Here is a 23,211-nt window from a genome sequence, read left to right on the forward strand (position 1 = left end):
GAGGAATCATGAGCAGTAGGGGCAGCGTCGTCATCGACGTCCGTGATTTGAGAATGCGATATGGCACGAAAGATGTCCTGGAGGGGGTGACATTCCGCGCGCGTCGAGGCGAAGTCCTGGTGATGCTGGGCCCTAACGGCGCTGGGAAATCGACGACGCTCGAGATCCTAGAGGGATTTCGCCTACGGTCCGCCGGCCGAGTGGAGGTATTGGGCGCCGACCCCGCCGACGGGGACGAGCAGTGGCGGGCGAGGATAGGCGTCGTGCTGCAGTCGTGGCGCGACCACGGGAAGTGGCGGGTCGGCGAACTGCTGGACTACCTCGGCTCCTTCTATGCCCCATACGGGTCGGGCGATATCGCGAGGCCGTGGGCGGTCGAGGATCTACTCGGCCTCGTCGGACTGAGCGACCAGGCCGGCAAAAAGATCGCATCCCTTTCGGGTGGTCAACGACGCCGCATGGACGTGGCAATCGGGATCGTCGGCAAACCTGAGCTTCTGTTTCTCGACGAGCCGACAGCGGGATTCGATCCTGACGCCAGACGCGAATTCCACGACTTGGTGCACAGATTGGCCGATCTGGAGGGAACGACGATTTTGGTCACCACGCACGATCTCGACGAGGCCGAGAAGCTAGCCGACCGAATCGTTATTCTCGGCGGGGGAAGAATCATCGCCGACGGCACCCCGGACGAGCTGGCGCAGGCAATGCCTGCAGATTCGGAGGTGCGCTGGAGCGTCGACGGCAGGCGTTCGGTGCACAGCACCACCGAAGCGGCGAAGTTCGTGCACGAGTTGTTCGGTCAATACGGCGATCACGTAGTCGACCTGGAAGTACGACGCGCGACTCTGGAAGACACCTACATGGCTTTGGTGCATCGACATGAGAAGCCGAGTGCTGCTGCATTGGAAGAGGTTTCGCTATGAGCGCCAAAGGTGTCGCCATCCGTGCGGGACTTCGACGTACGAGAATCGAACTGCGCCAGATGTTCACCGATCCACAGGGTCTGGCCGCGCTCTTCCTCTTTCCAGCTCTGATCATGGTCGCTCTGTTCTTCATGCGTAACGGCAGCTTCCAACAGACCAATTTCGGGTTGGCCGTTCTTGCGTTGCCCGGGGTGATGGGTACCATCATCTTCTTCAACGGCGTCTACACCATCGGTGAGAGTCTCGTACTGGACCGTGAGGACGGAACGTTGCTGCGAGCCAAAGCAACTCCCAATGGGATGATCGGTTACTTCATCGGTCGAATCGGAACCAATGCAGCTGCAGTGACCGTTCAGGCCTTAGCGGTCTTGATAGCCGGGTGGATCATCGTCGGGGGTGTGTCGTTGTCGGGTGCGAGATCCTGGTTCGACCTGGTGTGGGTCGTGGTGCTCGGGTTGTTGGCTACGCTCCCTCTCGGGGCGGTGCTCGGCGCAGTGGTCGGAACTGCACGCGCGCTGTTCTTCGTGACCATGCCGATGATGTTGATCGTCGGCATCTCGGGAATCTTCTATCCGATCACGGCGCTACCGGCCTGGCTGCAAGGAATCGCGCAGGTGTTGCCCTGCTACTGGCTGGGTCTTGGATTGAGATCGGCGCTGCTGCCCGACAGTGCCGTCGACATCGAAATCGGGCACTCCTGGCGACATCTGGAGACTGCCGGGGTGCTGGGTGCATGGGCTGTGGTCGGGCTCGTGGTGGCACCGATAGTGTTGGGACGCATGGCCAGAAACGAATCCGGAAGCAAGATGGACGAGCGTCGAGACAAGGCCTTGCAGCGTGCCTACTGAAGTCATCTACAACCGCATCGCGATGCTGCGGGCGGAACGAGGAATTTCGCGACGGGACTTGGCCGAGGCGCTCGGCGTTCACTACCAGACCGTCGGATACCTCGAGCGCGGCGAATACAGCCCCAGCCTTTACCTTGCTCTGCGCATCGCCGCGTACTTCGAGGTCCCGGCCGAGGTGATCTTCTCGATCGAACCGTTCGCCCGGCTGGGATCGAAGGAGCTGGGTTGAGCGCTGTTGGCCCCGATAGTGTGAATCCATGACCACCCCCCGCGCACGTGCGAGAGAGCAGACTCTCGCCGACATCACCCGCATCGGACGGGAACACCTCGCCGCGGACGGCGCAGCGGCGCTCTCGCTCCGGGCGGTGGCGCGAGACTTGGGCGTGGTGTCCTCGGCGGTGTACCGGTACGTCAAGAGCCGGGACGAACTGCTCACGCTTCTGGTAGTCGACGCCTACACCGAATTGGGTGATGTCGTCGACGACGCCGTCGACGACGCCGGCGGACCGGCGCAGAAGTTCCTCGCGCTCGGCCGTGCAGTTCGAGGTTGGGGTCTGCGGGAGCCTGCCCGGTACGCACTACTGTTCGGCAGTCCGGTCCCCGGGTACAAGGCACCGGCCGAGCAGACGACCGGTCCGGGCACGCGGGTCATCGTGAAGCTGGTCTCGATCTTCGACGAGGCATGGAGATCCGAGCGTCTGGTGGATCGACCTACCTCGATCTCTCTCGCGTCGCTACACCAGAATTTCACCGAGGTTCGAGGCGACATGCGAACGGAAATGTCCGACGAGGTGATCGCCCGTGGAGTCCTGGTGTGGGCGTCCCTGTTCGGCGCGGTGAGCTTCGATGTGTTCGACCAGTACGGGAGGGACACGTTCAGCAGTAGGGACGACTTGTTCGAGTATCAGCTGGCGGGATTGGTCGAGCTCGCAGGGTTCATCGATACCTGACAAACTCGTCCGATTCCTTGCGTCACATCTACCGGTGCGCGGTGCCACAATGTGTTCTATGGCGGCGCACGCGGAGGAACCCGAAGACCAGACGGCATCCGTCGATCAGGCGGTCAGGCCGGGAAGCTTGTTGGTGTCGTCGATCGAGCTCGTGGAGCCCACCTTCCGGCGCACCGTCATCTACATCATCGAGCACAACGACGCCGGCAGCCTAGGCGTCGTGATCAATCGACCGAGCGAGACGGCCGTCGAGAACGTTCTGCCGCAGTGGGCTGGCCTGGCGGCGAAACCGAAGGCCCTCTATGTCGGCGGACCGGTCAAGCGTGATTCGGCGCTGTGCTTGGCGACGGTTCGCACCGGCGTGGACATCGACGGCATTCCCGGGATCAGACGTGTGGACGGCCGGGTGGTGATGATCGATCTGGATTCGAGTCCCGAGGACATAGCGCCGCTGGTCGAGGGCGTGCGTGTGTTCGCGGGCTATTCCGGTTGGACGCTGGGACAGCTGGAAGGCGAACTCGAACGCGACGATTGGATGGTCGTCTCGGCGCTCGCCTCGGATGTCATCGGACCAGCCAAGATCGACCTGTGGGCGCACGTGTTGCGACGCCAGCCGATGCCGCTGGCGATGCTGGCGTCGCATCCGATCGACGTCGAGCGGAATTAGCGCCTCCGGCGCCCGTGCGTGCGTAATACCCGCCCGGTGTCATTACGCACGCACGACCTACGGCCCGGGGTCGTGCGTGCGTAGTTACCGCCCGACGTAACTACGCACGCACAGGCGGCGAAGCCGCACTAGTGCGCGAAATGCGTCGCCGACGAATGTCCGCCTCCGGCAGCGGACTCTTCGAGCTGGTCGATCACCTCGCCGATCGCGATGCACAGTAGACGCCCGAGGTCGGCGCTGAACCCCTCACGCACGACGATGCGAAGCACAGCGACGTCGGTTGCGTTGTCCGGCATCGTGTATGCCGGGACCTGCCAGCCGCGGGCACGGAGTTCGTGGGAGACGTCGAAGACCGTGTACGCCCTGTCTCCTGTCAACTCGAACGACACAACCGGAATGGCACTGCCGTCGGTGATGACATGAAACGCGGGGTGTTCGGCCAGATGACTGCTTACGCGAACGGCGGTGCCCCGCAGAGCTTTCATGATGTCGGTGTATCCGCTTCGCCCGAGCCGAAGGAAGTTGTAGTACTGACCGATGACCTGGTTGCCCGGCCGTGAGAAGTTGAGGGTGAACGTCGGCATGTCGCCACCGAGGTAGTTCACGCGAAACACCAATTCCTCCGGCAGATCCTCGCGTGTGCGCCACACCGCGAAACCTATTCCAGGATAGGTGAGTCCGTACTTGTGGCCACTTGTGTTGATGGACTTGACCCGTGGGAGCCGAAAATCCCACTCGAGGTGCGGATCCAGGAACGGTACGACGAATCCTCCACTGGCCGCGTCGACGTGAACGGGAACGTCGGGTCCACCGCTTTCCGCAAGCGAATCGAGCATCTCGCAGATCTCCCGAACCGGCTCGAGCTCACCGGTGAAGGTCGTCCCCAGAATCGCAACCACACCGATCGTGTTCTCGTCGACAGCTTCTCGTACCTGTTCGGGAGTGATGACGTAGCGGCCTTCTTCCATCGGCAGATACTTCGGTTCCACGTCGAAATAGCGGCAGAACTTCTCCCACACCACCTGAACATTGCTTCCCAGAACGAGATTGGGCTTCGACGAGTCCCCGGTTCTGGCTGCCCGCCACCGCCACTTCAGTGCAAGTCCCGCGAGCATGACGGCCTCGCTCGAACCGATCGTGGACACACCGGTCGCGGTAGATGCGTCCTCGGGATCGAGTCCAGGGGCATGGAACAGGTCTGCGACCATGTTGACGCACCGCTCCTCGATCGACGCGGTCGCCGGATATTCGTCCTTGTCGATCATGTTCTTGTCGAACGTCTCGGCCATCAGTTTCTCGGCCTGCGGGTCCATCCACGTGGTGACGAAGGTCGCCAGGTTGAGGCGGGAGGAGCCGTCGAGCATCAATTCGTCGTGAATGAAACGATAGGCGGCTTCGGGATCGAGTTGCTCCTCGGGCAACCGCAGGGCCGGGATCGGGTTGGTGGCGAGACGGCCGGTGTAGGCGGCCGGGATGACGCCGCCCGGATGCTCGGCTCTCCTGGCCCGGCCGCTGCGCCGGTTCCGATCGTGTGATGCCACGTTCGACCTCTTTCCTCATAGGTGAACTCGACGCTAGCCTCGGGTGGCCGTCTCCACATCACCCTCGGCGTGCGACTTCGACGCGTATCGCTGGGCGATGACTGCGCACACGAGTAGCTGAATCTGATGGAACAGCAGTAGTGGGAGCACGATCAGGCCGACCGGCTGACCGACGAACAGCACCGATGCCATCGGAAGTCCGCTGGCCAGCGATTTCTTCGAGCCGCAGAAGACCAACACGATTCGGTCCGCTATCGGGAACCCGAAGGCTTTGCCGACGAAGTGTGTGAAGCCCAGGACCACCGCAAGAATCAGGATGCACACGGCCACCACGGCGAGAATCTGCGATATCGAAACCGACGACCACACATGTTGGTTCATGCTCTCGCTGAACGCCGAGTAGACGACGAGCAGGATCGATCCGCGGTCGACGACCTTGGTGGGCCCGGAGTGCCGCGTCAGCCAGCCGTGGACGAAAGGTCGAAGCAGTTGTCCGAGAACGAACGGAACCAGGAGTTGCGCAACGATGTTCAGAATCGAGGCCGCGCCCACGTGAGCGTCGCCCGTGGTGTTCATCAGCAGAATCACCAGCAACGGGGTCACGAAAACGCCGATGATGTTGGAGAACGATGCGCTGACGACGGCTCCCGCGACGTTGCCTTTGGCGATGGAGGTGAATGCGATGGACGACTGGACCGTCGACGGTACGAGGCACAGGAAGAGTATTCCGGTGTACAGATCGGCGGTGACGACCGTGGGTTCGAGGATTCGGAGCGCGAGGCCGATGAGCGGGAACACGATGTAGGTTGTCGCGAGCACGACCGAGTGCAGCCGCCAGTGTGTGACACCTTCCCACGCTTCGAGGGGTGAGAGCCGTGCGCCGTAGATGAGGAACAGCAGGCCGATCGCGAACTTCGTCGTCCACCCCAGAACGTTCTCGGCGGTCCCGGTGGCGGGAAGAATGCTTGCGAGCACCGCGACACCGATGATTCCGAGCACGAAGCCGTCCGGCTTGGCCTGTCGAAGAAGGTTCACTCTGCTTACGATATCGGCTCGGCTTTCGAAGGAGAGCACGCGTCGCACGCCAGAGTTGTGAGGGTGTCCAAGGATGTCGCGGCAGATCTTTCCTGTTCTCCAGTGATTGCCGCCATTCGTTGGTTTCGCCCGCTTGCGAATCTAGTGTTCGTTTCGGCTCGGCGGACAGCATCGACGCTGCGCCATTCACACGGTCGGCGATGGGCTCTCTTTCCTCGCCCTCCGCGTCGAATTCGGTGCAGCCACGGCAACTTCCGCTGCGACGTGACAGTTGCCGACGAATGAAAGCGAACGGCCTATGTCGATCAAGCATTCCAGGGTTCGGGGCAGAGCACGAGGTACTGCAACTATCGCGGCCATCTCGGCTGCGATCGTGTTCGCGGGTCTCGGTGTAGCGAGCGCGCAGCCTTCCGAGGAGCCGGCACCACCCGCAGCTACTTCCGACGAGCCTGCTGTCGTCACGAGCGATGGAACGGAGGTTGTTCCGCCGGAGGGGACCGAGGAAGAGCGTCCCAAGGCGGAAGAGCAGGGCATCGAGCGTCCCGATATCGCTGCTGTGCCGTCCGAAGCTCGAAGCACGTACGATCCCGAGAGCGAAACCGTCGGGTACGGGCCCGTGCAGAAGAACTTCCTGGCAGGGTTTCTCTACAACATCGTCCATCCGGACGTAGCGCCGCAGGGCGCCAACGACTGGAGTTGCAAGCCGACCGAGGCGCATCCGAATCCTGTAGTGCTGCTGCATGGTACGTGGGAGAACGCCTACAACAACTTTGCACGCATGTCCCCGGCGCTGAAGGAGGCGGGGTACTGCGTGTTCGCGCTGAACTACGGTGACACCGACTCGAGTGGTCTGGGGCATGTGAAGTCCGTTCGCGGTACCGGCCCGGTCACCGAGAGCGCCAAAGAGATCGCGACCTACGTCGACGCCGTGCTGGCGCGCACCGGTGCTTCGAAGGTCGACATCGTCGGGCATTCGCAGGGCGGTCTGGTCACTCGGCAGTACCTTCGTTTCGAGGGCGGCGCCAACCCGGCGGATCCCAGCCAGAACAAGGTCGGGAAAGTCGTCAGCGTAGCCGGATCGAACCACGGAACTACGCTTGTCGGAATTGGCACGCTCGGTCGCACGATCAACAATCTCGGCCTGAACGTCCTGGGCCTCGTCGGGGCCATCGCCGGTCCTGCTGCATCCGATCAGGTCATCGACTCGAAGGTCGTCAAGGCACTTGCCGTCGGCGGCGACACCGAGCCTGGGATCGATTACACCGTGCTCGGCACCAAGTACGACGAGGTTGTCACTCCGTACAAGACGACCTTCCTGACCGCTGGGCCTGGCGCAACTGTCAAGAATGTCCTGCTTCAGGACGGTTGCGGAATCGACCTGTCCGATCACCTGTCGATCTCGGTCTCGCCTCGAGCGATCGCCATTGTGAAGAATGCGCTCGATCCAGTCGGAACGCCCGCCAAAGACATCCCTTGCGTGTGGAATGCACCGGTGACCGGAGGCTAGGTCCTTCGGCAGCTCCATCGTGAGGCCCGAACTCAGCGGAGTTCGGGCCTCACTGCTACCGAAGTTACATTTGCATTGTGGCGGTGCGGTTTCCGCCGTCGTACTTGGCCCGGTACATCATCGAATCGGCCGCGCGAGTTGCCTTGACGATGACCGAGGCCCCGTCGCCCCACAGCTCCGATGGGTCGGACACGATGGCTGCACCGACGCTGACGGTGACCGGGATAGGGTCGCTCGGCCGATAGATGTGCTGTCCGATTCGGTAGATCAGATCGTGTGCTTGGTCGATAGGACTGGCGAACACGATCAGGAACTCCTCCCCTCCCGTACGCGCGACGACGCCCCCGTCCTCCACGACGGCGCGGAGCCTTGTGGCCACCGAGATGATGACCTCGTCCCCTGCATCGTGACCGTAGAAGTCGTTGACTGCCTTGAATCTGTCGATATCGACGACGACCACGACGAGACTGTGCCGGCGCTTGTGACTCTTACCGACCAGTTCGTGTGCTGCGTCGTCTATCCCGCGTCGATTGAGGAGGCCGGTCAGCGGATCCAGGAGCGAACGTCGCGCGTCGCGTCCGATGGCGGTCCAGGCGATGTGCGCGACGAATGGAATGGCGCTGTTGATGGCAAGTATCACCAGACCGCCGGCGATGGGTGTGGCGAGGTCCTCGACTTGGGCGTAACACGCCCGGATGGTCGTGATGGAAATGAATCCGACGCACCACGCCAAGTGTGCGAGCAGCCATCGGGGGCTCAGAAAGTACGTACACAATGCGCCGGTGACGACGAACAATCCGCACCCGATCAGGGCCCCGAACGGTTCGTACAGAACAAGCACCGACGTGAGACCTACATCGCCGAATATTGCGAAACCGATGAAGTCGCGGCGTACGGGTAGTGGACCGAAAAACCATCGAAGCGCGACGGCCATCTGGATCATCAGCACGACTACGACCCATGCTTGGGACAGGAATCCCTGTGGCCCGCGGCTGCTGAACAGCATCAATACGGACGCAGCAGCGAACAACAGCGTGGCCGCGCCGAAAACATTCTGCAGCGACCGATGCAGCCCTCGTGTGGATTTGTGAGTGACGATCCACTCGTAGTCGAACGGCTCGTGGTACCACTCTTTGAGCGAGGCCCATAAATTGTCGGCCGCAGGTCGGCGGTGGTTAGCCCTCCGAGGCCGCGTCGGGGGGCTGCCAGACGAAGGGTGCATGTCGTTCGTCATTGCCTCCAGTCGCTGCCCCTTGATGGGTGACAGCCTAGCGACGAAACTGGTGAACGGTTTGTTTTCTGCGATTCAGCGTTCGGACGCGAGAGTGTTGATGGCGCCCACGATCTGTTCGGCGCGCGGGGTGGTGATGGTCAATCGCTGTCCGTTTGCGAAGGTGATGAACACCGCCGGTCCCTTGGACGTCGCCACCGCGTAGTTGCCGTGCCCCTTGGAGCGTAGACCCCATCCGCCGAAGTCCGTGAAGGGATCGACCTCGCGGACCGAAGAGCCGGTGACCTCGTTCGCCGAATAGTCGAATGCGGCCATCCCGAGCGTCCTTACGTGGATCCCCAGGCGGTCGACGACGAGTTCGTAGCGCATCAGCGACGCCGACATCACCGCGAGCGGGACGAAGATCGCGACAGGCCACCAGGACTCTGACAACCAGCAGGTCAGCGCGGCCGCAGCCGCGAGTATTCCGAACAGGACGGTCATGGCGACTCGGCCTGCGCCGATGGGTTCGACGATCGGAAGCTCTTCGCTTCCACGCGGAAGCGAGGCAGGAGGCGGCGCGTCCGCGATGACGCGGTCGCGGTAGTCACGCAGCAGTGTCGCTCCCAGCAGGCCGACGGCAAATCCCACCAGTGTGCCGACACCGAGCGCCCAGCCGGGAACCTCGACGCTGTCGACATCGGTGACGTCGAGCTGAGTGGCCAACACTGCGAGTTGAAGGACGGTGATGAGACCGACGACCGTCAGGCCGATCATCAGCATCAGCCGACGCATGACGAGCAAAGCGTGCGCGAGAGCGGCAACCGCGCTGCACCCACCGCCGACCAAGACGATGACGATCGCCAATGTCCACGCGCTTGTCGACGGGTTGGTGAATCCGTCGGGTTCCGTGCCCGACCAGTGCGTCGCGATCTGCTCGGGTAGACGCGGGGTCCAGAGCCGCACAACGATCACGCCGAGAGCAGCGGCTGCGATAGGTACCAGGACGCCGAAGATCACGCCCGCGGGATCGAACGTCCGCTGTTTCGCCACTGTCAGCTCGGCGCGCATGCATCCTTGAGGCTGCACGAAATACAGGCGTGGCCGCAGCCGCCGACTTCCTCGACGGGCTTCGCGGCCGCTGCGCGTGCGCCGACCGAGCCACCGACGCCGGCCGTCACGAACGCGGCAATGATGCAGACGACGACCGCGACGACGGCGAATGCGCCGGTGAGCATCAGCGCGGCGGCGCCGCCGACGAACAGAAGAAGAGCCGCAGCGGCGGTCGTCGGTGCGGCGATCTTGTTGGCCAGAACGAATGTGTCGTCGTCACGCATCGACTCGGCAGTGCGTACGCCTGCCCACCGGTTGCGCGGCAACTTACCCGCCAGGGCACTGGCGGCAACCGAGCCGACGACGAGGGCCAGCACGAACATCAGTATCGACACAACGATCACACAGCCAAGGATACGGCCTACTACATGCGTCGGTGGCGAGCGGCTTAGATCATGCACGAGGGCGGAAGTAATGCCTGGACGAACCCCATTAGGCTGGTGGGTGTGACCGATCCAGTCGAACCGTCGTCAGCGACCGTCCCCGAGCACCGCTACACCGCGGACGTGGCAGGGCGCATCGAACAGCAGTGGCAGGACCTGTGGGATGAGCAGGGCATTTTCGACGCCCCCAACCCCGTCGGTGAGCTCGCAGGCGAGGTCCCCAAGGACAAGCTCTTCGTGCAGGACATGTTCCCGTATCCGTCGGGCAGCGGGCTACACGTCGGACACCCACTCGGATACATCGCCACGGACGTCTTCGCCCGGTTCCACCGCATGCACGGACGCAACGTTCTGCACGCTCTCGGTTACGACGCCTTCGGGCTGCCGGCCGAGCAGTACGCCGTGCAGACCGGCACACACCCTCGATCGACCACCGAGGCCAACATCGCGAACATGCGGCGCCAGCTGCGTCGGCTGGGTCTCGGGCATGATCGACGGCGATCCTTCTCGACGACGGACGTGGATTTCTACCACTGGACTCAGTGGATCTTCCTGCAGATCTTCAACTCCTGGTACGACGAGGACCAGCAGAAGGCACGGCCGATCTCGGAGCTGGAATCGTCGTTCGCCGACGGTTCGCGCGCGTTGGACGACGGCCGGGAATGGTCGTCGCTGACTGCGTCGGACAAGGCGTCCGTGCTGGATTCGTTCCGTCTGGTCTACGAGTCCAACTCGATGGTCAACTGGTGCCCGGGTCTGGGAACCGTGCTGGCGAACGAGGAAGTGACCGCGGACGGACGAAGCGATCGAGGGAACTTCCCTGTCTTCCGAAAGAACCTCCGGCAGTGGATGATGCGTATCACTGCGTACTCCGATCGCCTCATCGACGACCTCGAGTACCTGGACTGGCCGGACAAAATCAAGACCATTCAGCGCAACTGGATCGGCCGGTCCCGCGGTGCCGAGGTGTCGTTCGCAAGCAGCTCGTCATCTAAAATTTGGGTGTTCACAACTCGTCCGGACACCCTGTTCGGCGCGAGCTACATCGTCCTTGCCCCCGAACACGACCTGGTCGACGGATTGGTCGCGTCGGAGTGGCCCGCCGACGTTTCCGATGTGTGGACCGGTGGCGCCCCGACACCCGCGGAAGCCGTTGCGGCGTATCGCAGTTCGATCGCGGCCAAGTCCGACCTCGAGCGTCAGGAGAACAAGGAGAAGACCGGCGTCTTCCTCGGTTCCTACGCCGAGAACCCAGTCAACGGTGAGCAGGTTCCGGTATTCATCGCCGACTACGTCCTCACTGGATACGGCACCGGCGCGATCATGGCCGTTCCCGGTCACGATCAGCGCGACTGGGAATTCGCCACCAAGTTCGGTCTGCCCATCCGGGAAGTCATCGCGGGTGGTGACGTCACCGAGGCGGCTTACACCGGCGAGGGCGCGTTGGTGAACTCTGGGTTCCTGGAGGGACTTTCGACCTCCGATGCGAAGGCCGCGGTGATCGCCAAGCTGGAAGAGGACGGCAACGGCCGCGGAACCATTCAGTACAAGCTGCGCGACTGGCTGTTCGCCCGTCAGCGTTACTGGGGCGAACCGTTCCCCATCGTCTACGACGCCGACGGCAACGCCCATGCCCTCCCGGAATCGGTTCTGCCGGTGGAGCTTCCCGAGGTCGAGGACTTCGCACCGGTCTCCTTCGACCCGGATGACGCAAGTTCCGAGCCCTCCCCGCCGCTGGCGAAGGCGTCGGATTGGGTGAATATCGAGCTCGATCTGGGTGACGGTCTGCAGACCTACCGGCGTGACACCAACGTCATGCCGCAGTGGGCGGGCAGCTCGTGGTACCAGCTGCGCTACATCGATCCGACCAACTCCGAGACATTCGCGGACCCGGAGAACGAGAAGTACTGGGTCGGACCGCGTCCGGACATTCACGGGCCCAACGATCCTGGCGGAGTAGACCTCTATGTCGGTGGGCAGGAACATGCCGTCCTGCACCTGATGTACGCACGGTTCTGGCACAAGGTGCTGTTCGACCTGGGCCACGTGAGTTCGAGTGAGCCGTACCGTCGTCTCTACAACCAGGGTTACATCCAGGCGTACGCGTTCACCGATGCGCGCGGGGTCTACGTGCCCGCGGAAGAAGTCGAAGAGCGCGACGGCGGCTGGTTCTACCAGGGTGAACCGGTCAATCGTGAGTACGGGAAGATGGGCAAGAGCCTCAAGAACTCCGTCTCCCCCGACGACATCTTCGCCGAGTACGGCGCCGACACCCTGCGGTTCTACGAGATGTCGATGGGGCCGCTGGACACCTCGCGTCCGTGGGCGACCAAGGACGTCGTCGGCGCGCAGCGTTTCCTGCAGCGCGTATGGCGTCTGGTGCTCGACGAGGAGACCGGCGACGTGCGCGTCACCGACGAGAAGCCCACCGAGGACACGCTGCGTGTCCTCAACCGGATCATCGACGGTGTCGAAGCGGATTACACTGCGCTGCGCGACAATACGGCAGGCGCGAAGCTGATCGAGCTGACCAATCACCTCACCAAGGCGTACCCGGACGGTGCTCCGCGCGGAGTTGTCGAGCCGTTGATCCTGATGCTCGCACCCATGGCGCCTCACCTGTCCGAGGAGCTGTGGAAGCAACTGGGTCACGACCGCTCACTCGCGCACGGTCCGTTCCCGCGGGTGGAGAAGAAGTGGCTCGTCGCCGACACTGTCGACTACCCCATCCAGGTCAACGGCAAGGTCCGCAGTCGCATCACCGTTCCGGCCGACTCCACCAACGGCGACGTCGAGAAAGCCGCGTTGGCCGAGGAGAAGATTGCTGCACTCCTGGACGGCAAAGCGCCGACGAAGGTCATCGTGATCCCGGGTCGAATGGTCAACATCGTTCTGAAGTAAGGCCGCTCGACGGCAGAGAACCCACCCGAAGAGGATGAATCTGAGCGTATGTGGGGCATTCGGGGTGCCCATACGCTCTAATTTGTGTCATGTCACAGTTCGGTAAAGGCTTTCTCGTCAGGGTGGTTGCTGCAGCGGCGCTCGTCCTCGGCTCCAGCGCGTACGTTGCTCAGGCTGATCCTGGGCCAGGCTCGCCGATTCCGGCGAACGATCCGTTCTACAGCTGGGACGGCTCACTCGACGTCGCTCCCGGCTCTGTGCTCCGCTCGCGACCGATGACGTTCGCGACGCCGACGCAGACCACACCCATCAAGGGTGATCAGGTCCTCTACCGAACCACCGATCAGCAGGGCGACAGCGTCGTCACAGTTGCGACGGTTCTGCGGCCTCTGATCCCCGGGCCGACGAAGATCGTCTCCTACCACATGGCCTACGACGCTCTCGGATCTCAGTGCGATCCGTCGTACACACTCAGTGGTGGCGCGACCAGCCAGATCGCCACTGCCGAACAAGCCGTCATCGCCGGGTATCTCGCCGCGGGATACACCGTCGTCGCACCCGATTACGAGGGTGAAGAGCTCGAGTGGACGGTTGGGCGGCAGTCCGGATACGCCGCGCTCGACGGAGTTCGAGCGGCGCAGGCGTTCTTGCAGCTGCCCACCTCGACGCCGGTCGGATTGCTCGGGTACTCCGGCGGGTCGGTTCCGACGCAGTGGGGAGCCGAGGTCGCGCCGAGCTACGCGCCGGAACTGAACATCGTCGGCGTCGCCGCAGGTGGTGTGCCCGTCGACTTCGCGCACAATCTTCCGTATGTGAGTGGCAGCCCCAAATGGGCAGGTGTGATTCCGGCACTCATCGTCGCCTACCAGCGCGCGTACGGTCTCGACACGAGCGAGTTCGTTTCGGACTACGGCTTACAGGTGATGGATCAGGTCGACCAGGAATGTATCGCCCAGTTCGCCGACGACTACCCCACTCTCACCGACGCCGACATGGTGAAGGCGCCGTACACCTCGCTCCTCGATGTTCCGGCCGTCGTCGAAATCATCAACGACAACATCATGGGTATCTCCGGCACACCGAGAGCTCCGTTGTTCTTGGCGGTCGGGCATTCGGATCCCATCGGCGATACCGTCATGATCACCGCCGATGTTCAAGCGCTCGCGCACGAATACTGCGGCCGCGGCGTGAACGTGCAGTATGCGCAGTACGACGGGTTGAACCACGAGCTGGCGTTCCCGCCGTTCGAGGCCCAAGCGTTCCAGTTCCTTGGCGAGCGGTTCGCGGGCGGACCGACGCACAGTAACTGCGCAACTATTCCGGTGGGCAATTCCTTGGCGCCGACGCCGGTTCCGTAAGTGCGGCTCCGCCGCCCGTGCGTGCGTAGTAACAGCGGAACGTAACTACGCACGCACGGGGCGCGAAGCGCCAATGCCCCCGTCGACGCGCACGGCAGTGCCGTTGGTCGCAGATGCAGCGGGGCTGGCGAGGAATGCCACCATGTTCGCTATTTCGGCGGGCTCGATGAATCTCTGCAGTAGAGACGCCGAGTTCGCGCTCACGATCGCTGCTTTCATGTCGTCGACGGGAATCGACTGCTGTTCGGCGATCATCTCGACGGTCCGTGCGACGCCAGCCGAGTAGGTGGGCCCACCGAGTACCGAATTGACGGTCACGGCAGTGCCTTCGGTGAGCTTGGCGAGACCGTTCCCGAGCGACAGCAGTGCTGCCTTGGTGGCGCCGTAGTGAATCATGTCCGCCGGAACGTCGACGGCGGATTCACTGTTCACGAACACGATCCGACCCCAGTTCCTCCGCAGCATCCCCGGCATCAGACGTCGCGCGAGTCGGACGCCGCTCATGACGTTGACGTCGAAGTACCGCTGCCAGTCGGCGTCGGATATGTCCTGGAAGGCTTTGAGTTCGAAGAGTCCGACATTGCACACGAGTATGTCCACGTCGACGATCTCGCTGCACAGACGCTCGACGTCTGCCGCCACACCGAAATCTGCTGCGACGCCGTCGACCGATACTGCAGGGGCCTCGCGCTGCAGCGACGCGACGGCGTGATCGAGCTTCGCTGCGTCACGGCCGTTGACGGTCACGTCTACACCTTCGACCGCCAGACTCCTGGCGATCTCATAGCCGATTCCCTCGGTGGAACCGCTGACGAACGCCGACCTGCCGCTGAGATTCATATCCATTCCCTGATGGTCACGTACGTCGATCAGCGGTCGATCAGCGGAAACTAGACTCGGTCGGGTGAGCGAACTGCGGATCCGTGTCCTCGGGCCCGTGCAGGCCGAGCTGGATGGTTCGGAAGTTCGTCTGTCCAAGCCCCGGCACCGCGAGATCCTGTCTCTGCTGGTGATCGGCCGTGGCAGAACGGTGTCGACGACGAGTCTCGTCGACGATCTCTGGGAGGATGCTCCGGCCGGTGCTGCTGGGATCGTTCAGACCTTCATCGGGGAGCTTCGGAAAATCATCGAACCCGATCGCGCCGCCCGGGTGCCCGCGTCGATCCTGGTGACGCGAGGGTCCGGGTACGCGCTGAACCTGCCACGAGGTGCGGTGGATCTGTGGCGAGCCGAACAATTGCTTGGGGCCCACGAGCACGAGTGTGCGTTGGCGGAATGGCGAGGTAGCGCGTTCGAGGAGTTCGACGATCGGATGTGGGCGAGAGGTGAACGCGCTCGAATCGCCGAACTACGCGCAGGCGCCGTCGAACATCTCGCAGGCGGCAGGTTGGCGCTCGGCCGTACCGACGAGGTGATCGCACTGATCGACCCACATGTAGACGCGCACCCGTGGAGGGAGGATGGCTGGCGGCTGCTCGCGCTTGCTCTGTACCGGTCGGGGCGCCAGGGCGACGCGCTTGCAGTTCTTCGACGCGCCCGAACCACTCTCGCCCGCGGGCTCGGCTTGGACCCCAGCGAACGCTTGACCGATCTCGAACAGCGCATCCGAGAACACGACCGCGATCTGCTTGCCCAAGGCACTTCGATCCTCATGCAGACTGCGTCGATTCAGGCCCGCGCCGGCGCACGTTCTCAACTCGAGAGTGCCACAGCACTTCTCCCGTTGCTCGCTTTGTCCGGATCGGTCGACGCGGCCACCGAACGCCGGGTTGCGACGATCATTGCAGCCGAGGAATTCGGAGATCCCGAACTGAGTGCACGGGTGATCGTCCGGTACGACGTTCCAGGAAGTTGGACTCGGTCGGACGACCCGGCGAAGTCTGCAGTCATCGTCGCCGCTGCCGACCGTGTCATAGCCGCACTGCCTTCGACAGCATCGGATCGAGTGCGGGCGCGGCTGCTCGCCACGATTGCGATGGAGTCGCGAGGCATCGGGAGCCGGATGGCCGAGGCACAGGAGGCCGAAGCAATCGCCCGTCGCCTCGGGGATCCTGCCCTTCTGGCCCTTGCGCTGAGCGCCCGCTATCTACAGAGTTTCGAGACGACCGGTCGGGCTGGCATCAGAGCGGATATCGGCAGCGAAATCACCCGGCTTGCACTGGATTCCGAGCTGTCGACGTTCGAGATTGCGGGACGCCTCATCAGAATGCAGGCTCTGTGCGCGCTCGACGACATCTCGAGTGCCGCCGTCGAAGCTGACCTTGTCGACGCTCTGGCAGGGCGTTTCGAGCGTCCATTGGCGTCGGTGTTCACCGCGTGGTTTCGGCACACTTTCCTCGGCGGTCCACGTCCATCGGACGGTCCGGAGATGCCAGGCTTCCGAACCGGACTGAAGGAACTGGCAGACCTCACGACGGCGGTCCGAAACGGAAACGATCTTCCCGGCGCGCACTGTGGACCCTACGAGCCGTGGTGTCGACCGATCATACTGGCGCACAACGAAAGACATGAGGAAGCGTCGAGCAGCTTGGATGTCGTCCCCGATCCACCGAATGACTTGATGACCGAGGTGTGTTGGTACCTGATCGGGACGGCGGCTCTCGCCGAACAGCATGAAGATTCTGCCCGACGCGCGTACGACGCTCTTCGGCCCGCGGTACACGAGCGGGCCGCAGGCAGCGGGGCCGTCGACTCAGGTCCGGTCGGACCGCTGGTCGAGGCGCTCGGGAATGCTATCGGACGACGCGATTGAGTAGTTGCCCGACAAGCGCGAGGTCGGCGATGTCGGGAACGGTGTACTTGAGAACATCACCGCTGACGAAGGGGTGCCACGCGGAGCCGTTGTCGGCGTCCACGGCGGATACGACGAACGCCGTTCCGACGAAGACGCCGGGGAAATGCCCGAGGGCCAACTTCTCGTTGTGACTGGCGAGAGCGAGCATCTCCTCTGCACGACTGCGATCGATGACATCGCCCATTCGTTCCAGAAGATCGTTCTGGGGGTCGGAAGATCGGCGCATCGGGTCGATACCGACCATGACGAGGTTGTCGACGACGCTTCCTCGCTGCTGCAGTTCGACGGCGATGGCGTGAGCAAGTAGGCCCCCGAATGCCATCCCGACGAGATGTACCGGTCGACCCGCACTGACTGCGAGAATCTCATCGGCGTAGTGGGTGGCGAGGGCCGTGAGTGTCGCGGGGCGTCCGCTGACCGCCTGCACACCGTAGACCGGACGATCCTCGTCGAAGTGTTCGACCAGCTCTGCGTAGCAACTGGTGAGGCCCTCGATCGGATGAATGCAGAATGCCGGCGCCAGGGTTCCCGTCGCTCGGATCGGCACGATGGTCGGTGTTGCGTACGCGGTGACCGTGCTGTCTACAAGGTCCGTGAAGGCCATCTTCGAGTAGTCGTTCACAACGGTCATGCGGAGCCTCCGAAGGTAGAGTCTTGGTGCTGGGCGTGGTTCGATCCGCCCGTTCGATGTTCGCTCGACGAGTATGTCGCCTGTTCAACCAGATTTGTTACCCGCGTCACAAGTTTGTGATCATTCAGTGTTCATACCGTTCCCGGCCACAAATGGCGGCACACGGCCGGATTTGGACCGGCAGACCCCTCACGCAGGGCGGGGTTCGGAATCAGGCCCGATATCCGGGTCACTTTCCGCGTACAGCCTGGTTCTCACCGTTACGCAGGCCGGTGCCCGTTTTGTCGGCATCGCACAAGGCACTGCGTCGCCGCGAGGCTCCCGAGTTTGTACTTGTGCAGATGACACGCCGGTGCGGATCTGCACAAGTACGAACTCGACGGATCAGAAGACCCAGTTCATCAGCCCGACGCACACCACGGTGCCGCTGAGGATGCTGAGGGCGATGTTGCGACGCCAGAGGTGTATGCCGACCGTCGTGACGACGCCGGCGACCTGTGGGACGCCGTGTGACGAGGTGCCCAGGTCGATGGAGGACAGCGCGTAGACCGCGAGGATGGCGACGGCGCCGAGTGGCATCCACTTCCCCAGTGCGTCGAGCAGTGCGGATTCACGCAACCTCGAGCGCACCACGAACGGAACTGCTCGCAGTGAGAACGTAATTCCTACGGCGACGGCCAGGGACGCCGCGACGTACCAGTAATCAACCACGTCGGTGCCTGACCAACAGCGCGGCGGTGAAGACGGACATCGACACGACAAGCATTGACCCCGGAGCCACGACGTAGCCGATCAGTCCGGCACCGAGGGCCAGCCACAGGGTCGTTTTGTCAGGGTTCTCGCGGTACACGTCGAGGAACAGCACGAGGAACAGAGCGGTCAGGACGAAGTCGAGTCCCTCGAGTCCAGCGAGCACAGAGCTGCCCATCGCGGCGCCGACGAGGGATCCGACCATCCACGACGAGTGAAGGCCGAACTGGGTCCACAGGATGTGCCCGCTCTTCATGCGCGTGGAGGCCAGGGCGAAGGCTTCGTCGCACAACGCAAAGATGCTGTACAGCTTGGCAAAACGACCGTCGACGCGGTGCAACGGAAACGACAATCCGTAGAACAGGTGTCGGGAGTTCACCAGAAACGTGGTGATCGCAATCGCGGCCAGCGGCGCGGACGCGGCCAGAAGTCCGACCAGGATGAACTCGACGGATCCGGCGAACATGACGCCGGACATGATGGGCGCGAGCCACCAGGGCAGATCGTGGGCGGTGACGATGACGCCGAAACCGATTCCCAGAACGAACAATCCGAGCCAGACGACGCCCGCGGATCGGGTGGCGTCGTGGAACGAGGATCGAACCCGTGTTGGGGCTAACGTGGTCATGCGGCAATGATAGGAAAAGCGTCGAGCGATTTTGTTGCTGCATCTTGTGTTGAGCCCGAGATGCACGCAATATATGGAGTGTGGATGCTATCGATGAGCACATTTTGTTGCTATTGCAGGAGAACGGCCGACTGACCAACCAGGAATTGGCGGCGCACGTCGGGCTCACACCTGCGCCGTGCCTGCGGCGTGTGCGCAAGTTGGAGCAAGACGGCGTCATCACGGGCTACTCCGCGAACATCGACAGGACCCGGATGGGTCGCGGGTTCGAGGTCATCATCCACGCCGACCTCGTCGCGAAGGACTTCCGAACGGTTGCGGCGTTCGAGGAGAGAATCGCCGGGATGAGTGAGGTGGCCGAAGTGAGGCGCATGTTCGGCATCCCCGATTACTTCATACGTGTCCGGGTTGCCGATCTCGCCGCATTCGAGAAGTGGTTGACGACGCAGCTCATGGGAGACCCGGCAATCGCGCGGGTGGATTCTCGCATCACCATGAAGATCCTCAAGTCCGATGCTTGAGGGTGTCGGCTGACCTACCATCGGGAGGGTGAAAAGGCTTCTGGCACTGTGTCTCGTCGGATTGGTCACGCTGTTGACAGGCATGCAGTCCGCGAGCGCTCAGCCCAGGCCTCTGCGAGTGGCAATTGTGGGCGATTCCTTCGCCGTCGGCGTGGGTGCGAACAGCAGCGGCGACAGTTTCGCGAACGTTCTGGCTGCACGTGGATGCTGGAATCTAGATCTGGTCGCACGGTCCGGTAGCGGATACGCCGCGAGTGCAGATCCGTACGTCAGCTTCTCGCGGGTGGCAGCGGTGGCGTCGGCGATCCCGGACGTGATCATCATCCAAGGAAGTGGAAACGATCGGGGCGACGCCCGGCTGTTCGTGGCTGCTGCCGGCCTCTACGCGACATTCCGAGTGGTGGCCCCTCAAGCGAGGATTGTCGTCGTCGGGCCGACGGGTGCACCGAACGCCAAGCACGAGAACATCGACAACATCCGTCGCACCCTTCGGGACGCCGCAGGTGTAGCGGGAGTGACGTTCATCGACCCGAAGGCCGAGGGCTGGTTGAACGCCGCCACCGACTACGCGCCCGACGGGATTCATCCGAACACTCGCGGTCACGCGCGCATGGCAACCCGAGTGTTCGACGCCTTGTCCGCCCAGGGGATCCCGCGCAGCTGCAGGTGAGCGGGTGCAGTTGTTCGGTCGACGGGAGGTCCCGCGGCCGCCGCTTGAATGTCGCGTACATGCCCAGTCCCGCCGCTTGAATGTCGCATCCAAGCTATCTGTTCGTATGGATGGACCATTCAAGCGATGCCGGGCGGGCCTATGCGAGCGATGCGAACGCTAGCGGATTTCCGGGAACCTGCCGTCACCGAGATCGGGATCGGGCAGGACCCCGTCGGGATCGATCAGCGCGACGGTCCGATCGTCCAGCGCGAGGCGTCGCATTCCCTCGAGCACCATCCGGCGACCGACGTCGCTGAGTCGATCCACTCTGGAGACATCGACGACGACGGTGCCGGCCCCTGAGTCGTCGTTCTCCAGCGCGTCGAGGATGTTCTCGGCGCCGGTGAACTGGATGACGCCTTGCAACTCGACTCTGAGTTCACCGTCCACGACGCGTATATCGCGCAGGACCGAGGAACCGTAGGGCTCGGCTTCCATCAGGTGCAGGCCCATGTCGTCGGACAGTCGCTCGAAGACCTTGACTCCGCGGACGCTGTTGCCGTGACTGTCGAGCCTGGGTGAGAAGACCCCGACACCGGCTTGCCCCGGGAGTGCGCCGAGAAGTCCGCCCGCGACACCGCTTTTGGCGGGAATTCCGACTCTGGTGAGCCAGTGCCCGGCCGCGTCGTACATTCCCGCACCGGCCATCACCGACAAGGTCTGTCGTGCAACGGCTCTGGAGACCACCTGATCGCCGGTGGCAGGGTGGACCCCAGCATTGGCGAGGGTGGCACCCATGACGGCCAGATCCCGGACGGTCACGTTGATCGAACATTGTGACGTGTAGCCCTCGACGATCGAATGGGCCTCGTCGTCGATGATGCCGTAGTTACGCAGCATGTGTGCGATCGCGAGATTGCGGTCGGCAGTGTCCATTTCGGATCGACACACCGACTCGTCGATCGAAAGTCGGCGCCCGGCGAGCGTCGAGAAGAAGTCCACGGCCTTCGTTACGCGTTCGTCGACGCTCCCGCCCAGCAACGAATGAGTGGCGATGGCACCTGCGTTGATCATCGGGTTCTTCGGGCGCCGGGACTCGCCTTCGAGGGAGAGTTCGTTGAAGGCCTCGCCCGACGGCTCGACCCCGACCGTGTTCGCGACTGCGTCGAAGCCCCGATCGGTCAGCGCGGCTGCGTAGGCGAACGGCTTGGAGATCGACTGGATCGAGAACTCGGTTTCGTCGTCACCGACGGCGTGGGTGCGACCGTCGACGGTGGTAACGGCGATCCCGAACACGTCAGGGTTCGCGTTCTTCAGATCCGGAATGTAGTCGGCTACGGCACCGTCGGAGTTGTCCGCCAGGCTGTCCAGTACTTCGCGCAGGTAATCGGGTACAGGTGACTTCACGGCAGAAATCTAGCACCGGCCCTCCCCCGCCCGTGCGCGCGTAGTTACGGCGGAAGGTAATTACCCGCTCACGACCTGTGGCCAGGCTCGTGAGTGAATAATTACGGCGGAGGGTAATTACTCACGCACGGGCGGCGGAGCCGCTAGATCGCGCCCAGATCCGCGCCGAGCCAGTGCTCGATGCGCAGGGCGAACAAGGTCTGATCCCCGTGATCGGACGCCGCGAACTGGAGGTACCCCTCGACCTTCTCGGGAGCGAGATAGCGGGCAGCCATCTCCCTGAGCTGATCCAGCGTGCCCGGCTCTTCGCGAGTCACCGGGCCGTCGACCGCCACGTATTTGATGGTGGGTTCGACTTGCTCGACCATCAAACTGAAACGCCCTGCGGCGCGGATCAACTCGGCCTTCTTGGAGTTCTTGCCGGTGAGCAACCAGGCTTCGCCGCCAGGGCTGTACTGGTACCAGATGGGCACCGTCAACGGGCCCCGGTCGTTGCCGGCGAACACCGACAGGGCCGCGATGTGCGGCTCGGACAGAAACTCTTCACGTTCCGACTTCGACAGTGGCATGTGGCCAGCTTAGGTCGATCTCTACAGGTCGTCGAAGGGTTTCGCGTGTCGAATCGGGCGGTTTGGATCCACTCTCTTACAACGCTGCCATCCGTTTACAACGCGAATTTCGGTTGTGAACGCACGGAATCGTTGTGAACGTCAGCGCGTCTTCAGCACTATCTCGGTCGGATGGGCGTCGGCCGGGGTGTCGACGGCATTGCGCACCGCCAAAGCGACGGTGTCGGCTTGCAAGAACTTCGAGCCGTCGTACTCGTCTCCTTCATCGCGGACGATCGCGCGCTGCATGTCGGTGTCGATACGACCCGGGTGGACGGAGGTGACCCGCAGGGAAGTCTCCTCGGCGCGCAAGGCGTCGCCGAACGCTCTCAACGCGAACTTCGACGCCGCATAACCGCCCCAGCCCGGGTTCACCCGCAGTCCAGCTCCCGAGTTGATCAAAACGACATGCCCGCCTGCGCGTCGCAACGCAGGAAGCAGAGCCTGGGTGAGCGATACAACCGCGAGAACATTCGACTCGTACTGCGAGCGCCAGTCGTCGACCGACGATTCCTCCACGGTCCCCAGCGCCGCAACACCTGCGTTGTGAACCAGAACGTCGAGCGAATCGATGTGCTGAACCGAAGCGCGAACCGCATCGTGGTCGAGAAGATCCACCGGCCACGGCGTCGAACCCGGGAGTTCCGAAGAGATGGCTGCGAGCGAATCCAAGGACCGTCCGCCCAGGTAAAGATGATGATCGGGTGCCAGTTTACGTGCAATCGCGGCGCCGAGGCCTCTGCTCGCGCCTGTCACCAGTGCCGTGGAAGTCATGGCCTCC

Annotated in this window: 23 protein-coding genes; 11 read left to right on the forward strand and 12 right to left on the reverse strand. The window is 63.0% G+C overall.

Annotated elements, in window-relative coordinates; all coding sequences use genetic code 11:
• Positions 1-8 precede the first annotated feature (8 nt).
• The 5 genes from D8W71_RS03725 to D8W71_RS03745 are packed head-to-tail and all read left to right on the forward strand — an operon-like array spanning position 9 to position 3,391.
• Complete coding sequence (locus D8W71_RS03725) at positions 9-926, forward strand: ABC transporter ATP-binding protein (protein ID WP_201265242.1); 918 nt, start codon at positions 9-11, stop codon at positions 924-926.
• Positions 923-1,774, forward strand: coding sequence for an ABC transporter permease (locus tag D8W71_RS03730; RefSeq protein ID WP_121111107.1), 852 nt, complete (start codon positions 923-925; stop codon positions 1,772-1,774). Before D8W71_RS03725 ends, D8W71_RS03730 begins: the two co-directional genes overlap by 4 nt.
• Positions 1,764-2,003, forward strand: a complete 240-nt coding sequence (locus tag D8W71_RS03735; protein ID WP_236077693.1) for a helix-turn-helix transcriptional regulator — start codon at positions 1,764-1,766, stop codon at positions 2,001-2,003. The genes D8W71_RS03730 and D8W71_RS03735 overlap by 11 nt, the downstream gene beginning before the upstream one ends.
• Before the next feature lie 28 nt (positions 2,004-2,031).
• A complete protein-coding gene (locus D8W71_RS03740; RefSeq protein ID WP_121111109.1) occupies positions 2,032-2,724 on the forward strand; it encodes a TetR/AcrR family transcriptional regulator in 693 nt (230 codons plus the stop codon).
• A gap of 58 nt (positions 2,725-2,782) precedes the next feature.
• Positions 2,783-3,391, forward strand: a complete 609-nt coding sequence (locus tag D8W71_RS03745) for a YqgE/AlgH family protein (protein WP_121111111.1) — start codon at positions 2,783-2,785, stop codon at positions 3,389-3,391.
• 128 nt (positions 3,392-3,519) lie between these two features.
• Here the strand turns inward: D8W71_RS03745 and D8W71_RS03750 are convergent, their stop codons facing one another.
• Positions 3,520-4,866, reverse strand: coding sequence for a glutamate decarboxylase (locus tag D8W71_RS03750; protein WP_121118524.1), 1,347 nt, complete (start codon positions 4,864-4,866; stop codon positions 3,520-3,522).
• Positions 4,867-4,965: 99 nt separating this feature from the next.
• The gene (locus D8W71_RS03755; protein WP_121111113.1) at positions 4,966-5,967 is read right to left on the reverse strand and encodes a bile acid:sodium symporter family protein; all 1,002 of its coding nucleotides are present in this window, start codon (positions 5,965-5,967) and stop codon (positions 4,966-4,968) included.
• A 298-nt stretch (positions 5,968-6,265) separates the two neighbouring features.
• Between D8W71_RS03755 and D8W71_RS03760 the strand changes: the two genes are divergently transcribed.
• Entirely contained in the window at positions 6,266-7,474 is a 1,209-nt protein-coding gene (locus D8W71_RS03760; RefSeq protein WP_121111115.1) for an esterase/lipase family protein, read from the forward strand.
• A 64-nt stretch (positions 7,475-7,538) separates the two neighbouring features.
• Here D8W71_RS03760 and D8W71_RS03765 read toward each other — a convergent pair whose 3' ends face one another.
• From D8W71_RS03765 to D8W71_RS03775, 3 genes are all read right to left on the reverse strand, one after another.
• Positions 7,539-8,480: a GGDEF domain-containing protein gene (locus D8W71_RS03765; RefSeq protein WP_236077694.1), complete on the reverse strand. Its 942-nt coding sequence runs from the start codon at positions 8,478-8,480 to the stop codon at positions 7,539-7,541.
• 300 nt (positions 8,481-8,780) lie between these two features.
• The gene (locus D8W71_RS03770) at positions 8,781-9,755 is read right to left on the reverse strand and encodes a DUF1648 domain-containing protein (RefSeq protein ID WP_121111119.1); all 975 of its coding nucleotides are present in this window, start codon (positions 9,753-9,755) and stop codon (positions 8,781-8,783) included.
• Positions 9,740-10,141, reverse strand: a complete 402-nt coding sequence (locus D8W71_RS03775) for an SdpI family protein (protein ID WP_121111121.1) — start codon at positions 10,139-10,141, stop codon at positions 9,740-9,742. Before D8W71_RS03775 ends, D8W71_RS03770 begins: the two co-directional genes overlap by 16 nt.
• Positions 10,142-10,192: 51 nt before the next feature.
• Here D8W71_RS03775 and leuS point away from each other — a divergent pair, with 51 nt between their 5' ends.
• Together leuS and D8W71_RS03785 are read left to right on the forward strand one after the other, a co-directional pair.
• On the forward strand, positions 10,193-13,081 hold the full coding sequence (gene leuS, locus D8W71_RS03780; protein ID WP_442972012.1) for a leucine--tRNA ligase: 2,889 nt from the start codon (positions 10,193-10,195) through the stop codon (positions 13,079-13,081).
• A gap of 89 nt (positions 13,082-13,170) precedes the next feature.
• Positions 13,171-14,439, forward strand: coding sequence for a lipase family protein (locus tag D8W71_RS03785; protein WP_121111123.1), 1,269 nt, complete (start codon positions 13,171-13,173; stop codon positions 14,437-14,439).
• Between the two features lie 45 nt (positions 14,440-14,484).
• Here D8W71_RS03785 and D8W71_RS03790 read toward each other — a convergent pair whose 3' ends face one another.
• Positions 14,485-15,279 carry an SDR family NAD(P)-dependent oxidoreductase gene (locus tag D8W71_RS03790; RefSeq protein WP_236077695.1) on the reverse strand — a complete coding sequence of 265 codons (795 nt, stop codon included), beginning with the start codon at positions 15,277-15,279 and terminating at the stop codon, positions 14,485-14,487.
• Positions 15,280-15,343: 64 nt separating this feature from the next.
• On the opposite strand from D8W71_RS03790, the gene D8W71_RS03795 reads away from it, so the two are divergent.
• Positions 15,344-17,191 carry an AfsR/SARP family transcriptional regulator gene (locus D8W71_RS03795; protein ID WP_121111127.1) on the forward strand — a complete coding sequence of 616 codons (1,848 nt, stop codon included), beginning with the start codon at positions 15,344-15,346 and terminating at the stop codon, positions 17,189-17,191.
• On the opposite strand, the gene D8W71_RS03800 is transcribed toward D8W71_RS03795, so the two are convergent.
• The 3 genes from D8W71_RS03800 to D8W71_RS03810 form a co-directional block, all read right to left on the reverse strand.
• Positions 17,172-17,864: a thioesterase domain-containing protein gene (locus D8W71_RS03800; RefSeq protein ID WP_121111129.1), complete on the reverse strand. Its 693-nt coding sequence runs from the start codon at positions 17,862-17,864 to the stop codon at positions 17,172-17,174. The two genes, D8W71_RS03795 and D8W71_RS03800, sit on opposite strands and share 20 nt — an antisense overlap.
• A 384-nt stretch (positions 17,865-18,248) precedes the next feature.
• Positions 18,249-18,575, reverse strand: coding sequence for a branched-chain amino acid transporter permease (locus D8W71_RS03805; protein WP_121111131.1), 327 nt, complete (start codon positions 18,573-18,575; stop codon positions 18,249-18,251).
• A complete protein-coding gene (locus D8W71_RS03810) occupies positions 18,568-19,242 on the reverse strand; it encodes an AzlC family ABC transporter permease (RefSeq protein ID WP_121111133.1) in 675 nt (224 codons plus the stop codon). The genes D8W71_RS03805 and D8W71_RS03810 overlap by 8 nt, the downstream gene beginning before the upstream one ends.
• A gap of 80 nt (positions 19,243-19,322) precedes the next feature.
• On the opposite strand from D8W71_RS03810, the gene D8W71_RS03815 reads away from it, so the two are divergent.
• Together D8W71_RS03815 and D8W71_RS03820 are read left to right on the forward strand one after the other, a co-directional pair.
• Complete coding sequence (locus tag D8W71_RS03815; protein ID WP_121111135.1) at positions 19,323-19,763, forward strand: Lrp/AsnC family transcriptional regulator; 441 nt, start codon at positions 19,323-19,325, stop codon at positions 19,761-19,763.
• 28 nt (positions 19,764-19,791) lie between these two features.
• Positions 19,792-20,433, forward strand: coding sequence for an SGNH/GDSL hydrolase family protein (locus D8W71_RS03820; RefSeq protein ID WP_121111137.1), 642 nt, complete (start codon positions 19,792-19,794; stop codon positions 20,431-20,433).
• A 159-nt stretch (positions 20,434-20,592) separates the two neighbouring features.
• Here D8W71_RS03820 and D8W71_RS03825 read toward each other — a convergent pair whose 3' ends face one another.
• The 3 genes from D8W71_RS03825 to D8W71_RS03835 all read right to left on the reverse strand — a co-directional run bounded on the left by D8W71_RS03825 (position 20,593) and on the right by D8W71_RS03835 (position 23,204).
• On the reverse strand, positions 20,593-21,822 hold the full coding sequence (locus D8W71_RS03825) for a glutaminase (protein ID WP_121111139.1): 1,230 nt from the start codon (positions 21,820-21,822) through the stop codon (positions 20,593-20,595).
• A gap of 143 nt (positions 21,823-21,965) precedes the next feature.
• The gene (locus tag D8W71_RS03830) at positions 21,966-22,391 is read right to left on the reverse strand and encodes a pyridoxamine 5'-phosphate oxidase family protein (RefSeq protein WP_121111141.1); all 426 of its coding nucleotides are present in this window, start codon (positions 22,389-22,391) and stop codon (positions 21,966-21,968) included.
• A 141-nt stretch (positions 22,392-22,532) separates the two neighbouring features.
• On the reverse strand, positions 22,533-23,204 hold the full coding sequence (locus D8W71_RS03835) for an SDR family oxidoreductase (RefSeq protein WP_121111143.1): 672 nt from the start codon (positions 23,202-23,204) through the stop codon (positions 22,533-22,535).
• Positions 23,205-23,211 lie beyond the last annotated feature (7 nt).

The sequence above is a fragment of the Rhodococcus sp. P1Y genome, assembly GCF_003641205.1.
Classification (GTDB): domain Bacteria; phylum Actinomycetota; class Actinomycetes; order Mycobacteriales; family Mycobacteriaceae; genus Rhodococcoides.

Bases quoted from the DNA above. Each gene is read 5' to 3' on its own strand.
- D8W71_RS03725 (WP_201265242.1), top strand. From the start codon at position 9: ATGAGCAGTAGGGGCAGCGTCGTCATCGACGTCCGTGATTTGAGAATG.
- D8W71_RS03730 (WP_121111107.1), top strand. From the start codon at position 923: ATGAGCGCCAAAGGTGTCGCCATCCGTGCGGGACTTCGACGTACGAGA.
- D8W71_RS03740 (WP_121111109.1), top strand. From the start codon at position 2,032: ATGACCACCCCCCGCGCACGTGCGAGAGAGCAGACTCTCGCCGACATC.
- D8W71_RS03745 (WP_121111111.1), top strand. From the start codon at position 2,783: ATGGCGGCGCACGCGGAGGAACCCGAAGACCAGACGGCATCCGTCGAT.
- D8W71_RS03760 (WP_121111115.1), top strand. From the start codon at position 6,266: ATGTCGATCAAGCATTCCAGGGTTCGGGGCAGAGCACGAGGTACTGCA.
- D8W71_RS03765 (WP_236077694.1), bottom strand. From the start codon at position 8,480: ATGCTGTTCAGCAGCCGCGGGCCACAGGGATTCCTGTCCCAAGCATGG.
- D8W71_RS03770 (WP_121111119.1), bottom strand. From the start codon at position 9,755: ATGCGCGCCGAGCTGACAGTGGCGAAACAGCGGACGTTCGATCCCGCG.
- leuS (WP_442972012.1), top strand. From the start codon at position 10,193: ATGCACGAGGGCGGAAGTAATGCCTGGACGAACCCCATTAGGCTGGTG.
- D8W71_RS03785 (WP_121111123.1), top strand. From the start codon at position 13,171: ATGTCACAGTTCGGTAAAGGCTTTCTCGTCAGGGTGGTTGCTGCAGCG.
- D8W71_RS03790 (WP_236077695.1), bottom strand. From the start codon at position 15,279: ATGAATCTCAGCGGCAGGTCGGCGTTCGTCAGCGGTTCCACCGAGGGA.
- D8W71_RS03800 (WP_121111129.1), bottom strand. From the start codon at position 17,864: ATGACCGTTGTGAACGACTACTCGAAGATGGCCTTCACGGACCTTGTA.
- D8W71_RS03810 (WP_121111133.1), bottom strand. From the start codon at position 19,242: ATGACCACGTTAGCCCCAACACGGGTTCGATCCTCGTTCCACGACGCC.
- D8W71_RS03830 (WP_121111141.1), bottom strand. From the start codon at position 22,391: ATGCCACTGTCGAAGTCGGAACGTGAAGAGTTTCTGTCCGAGCCGCAC.
- D8W71_RS03835 (WP_121111143.1), bottom strand. From the start codon at position 23,204: ATGACTTCCACGGCACTGGTGACAGGCGCGAGCAGAGGCCTCGGCGCC.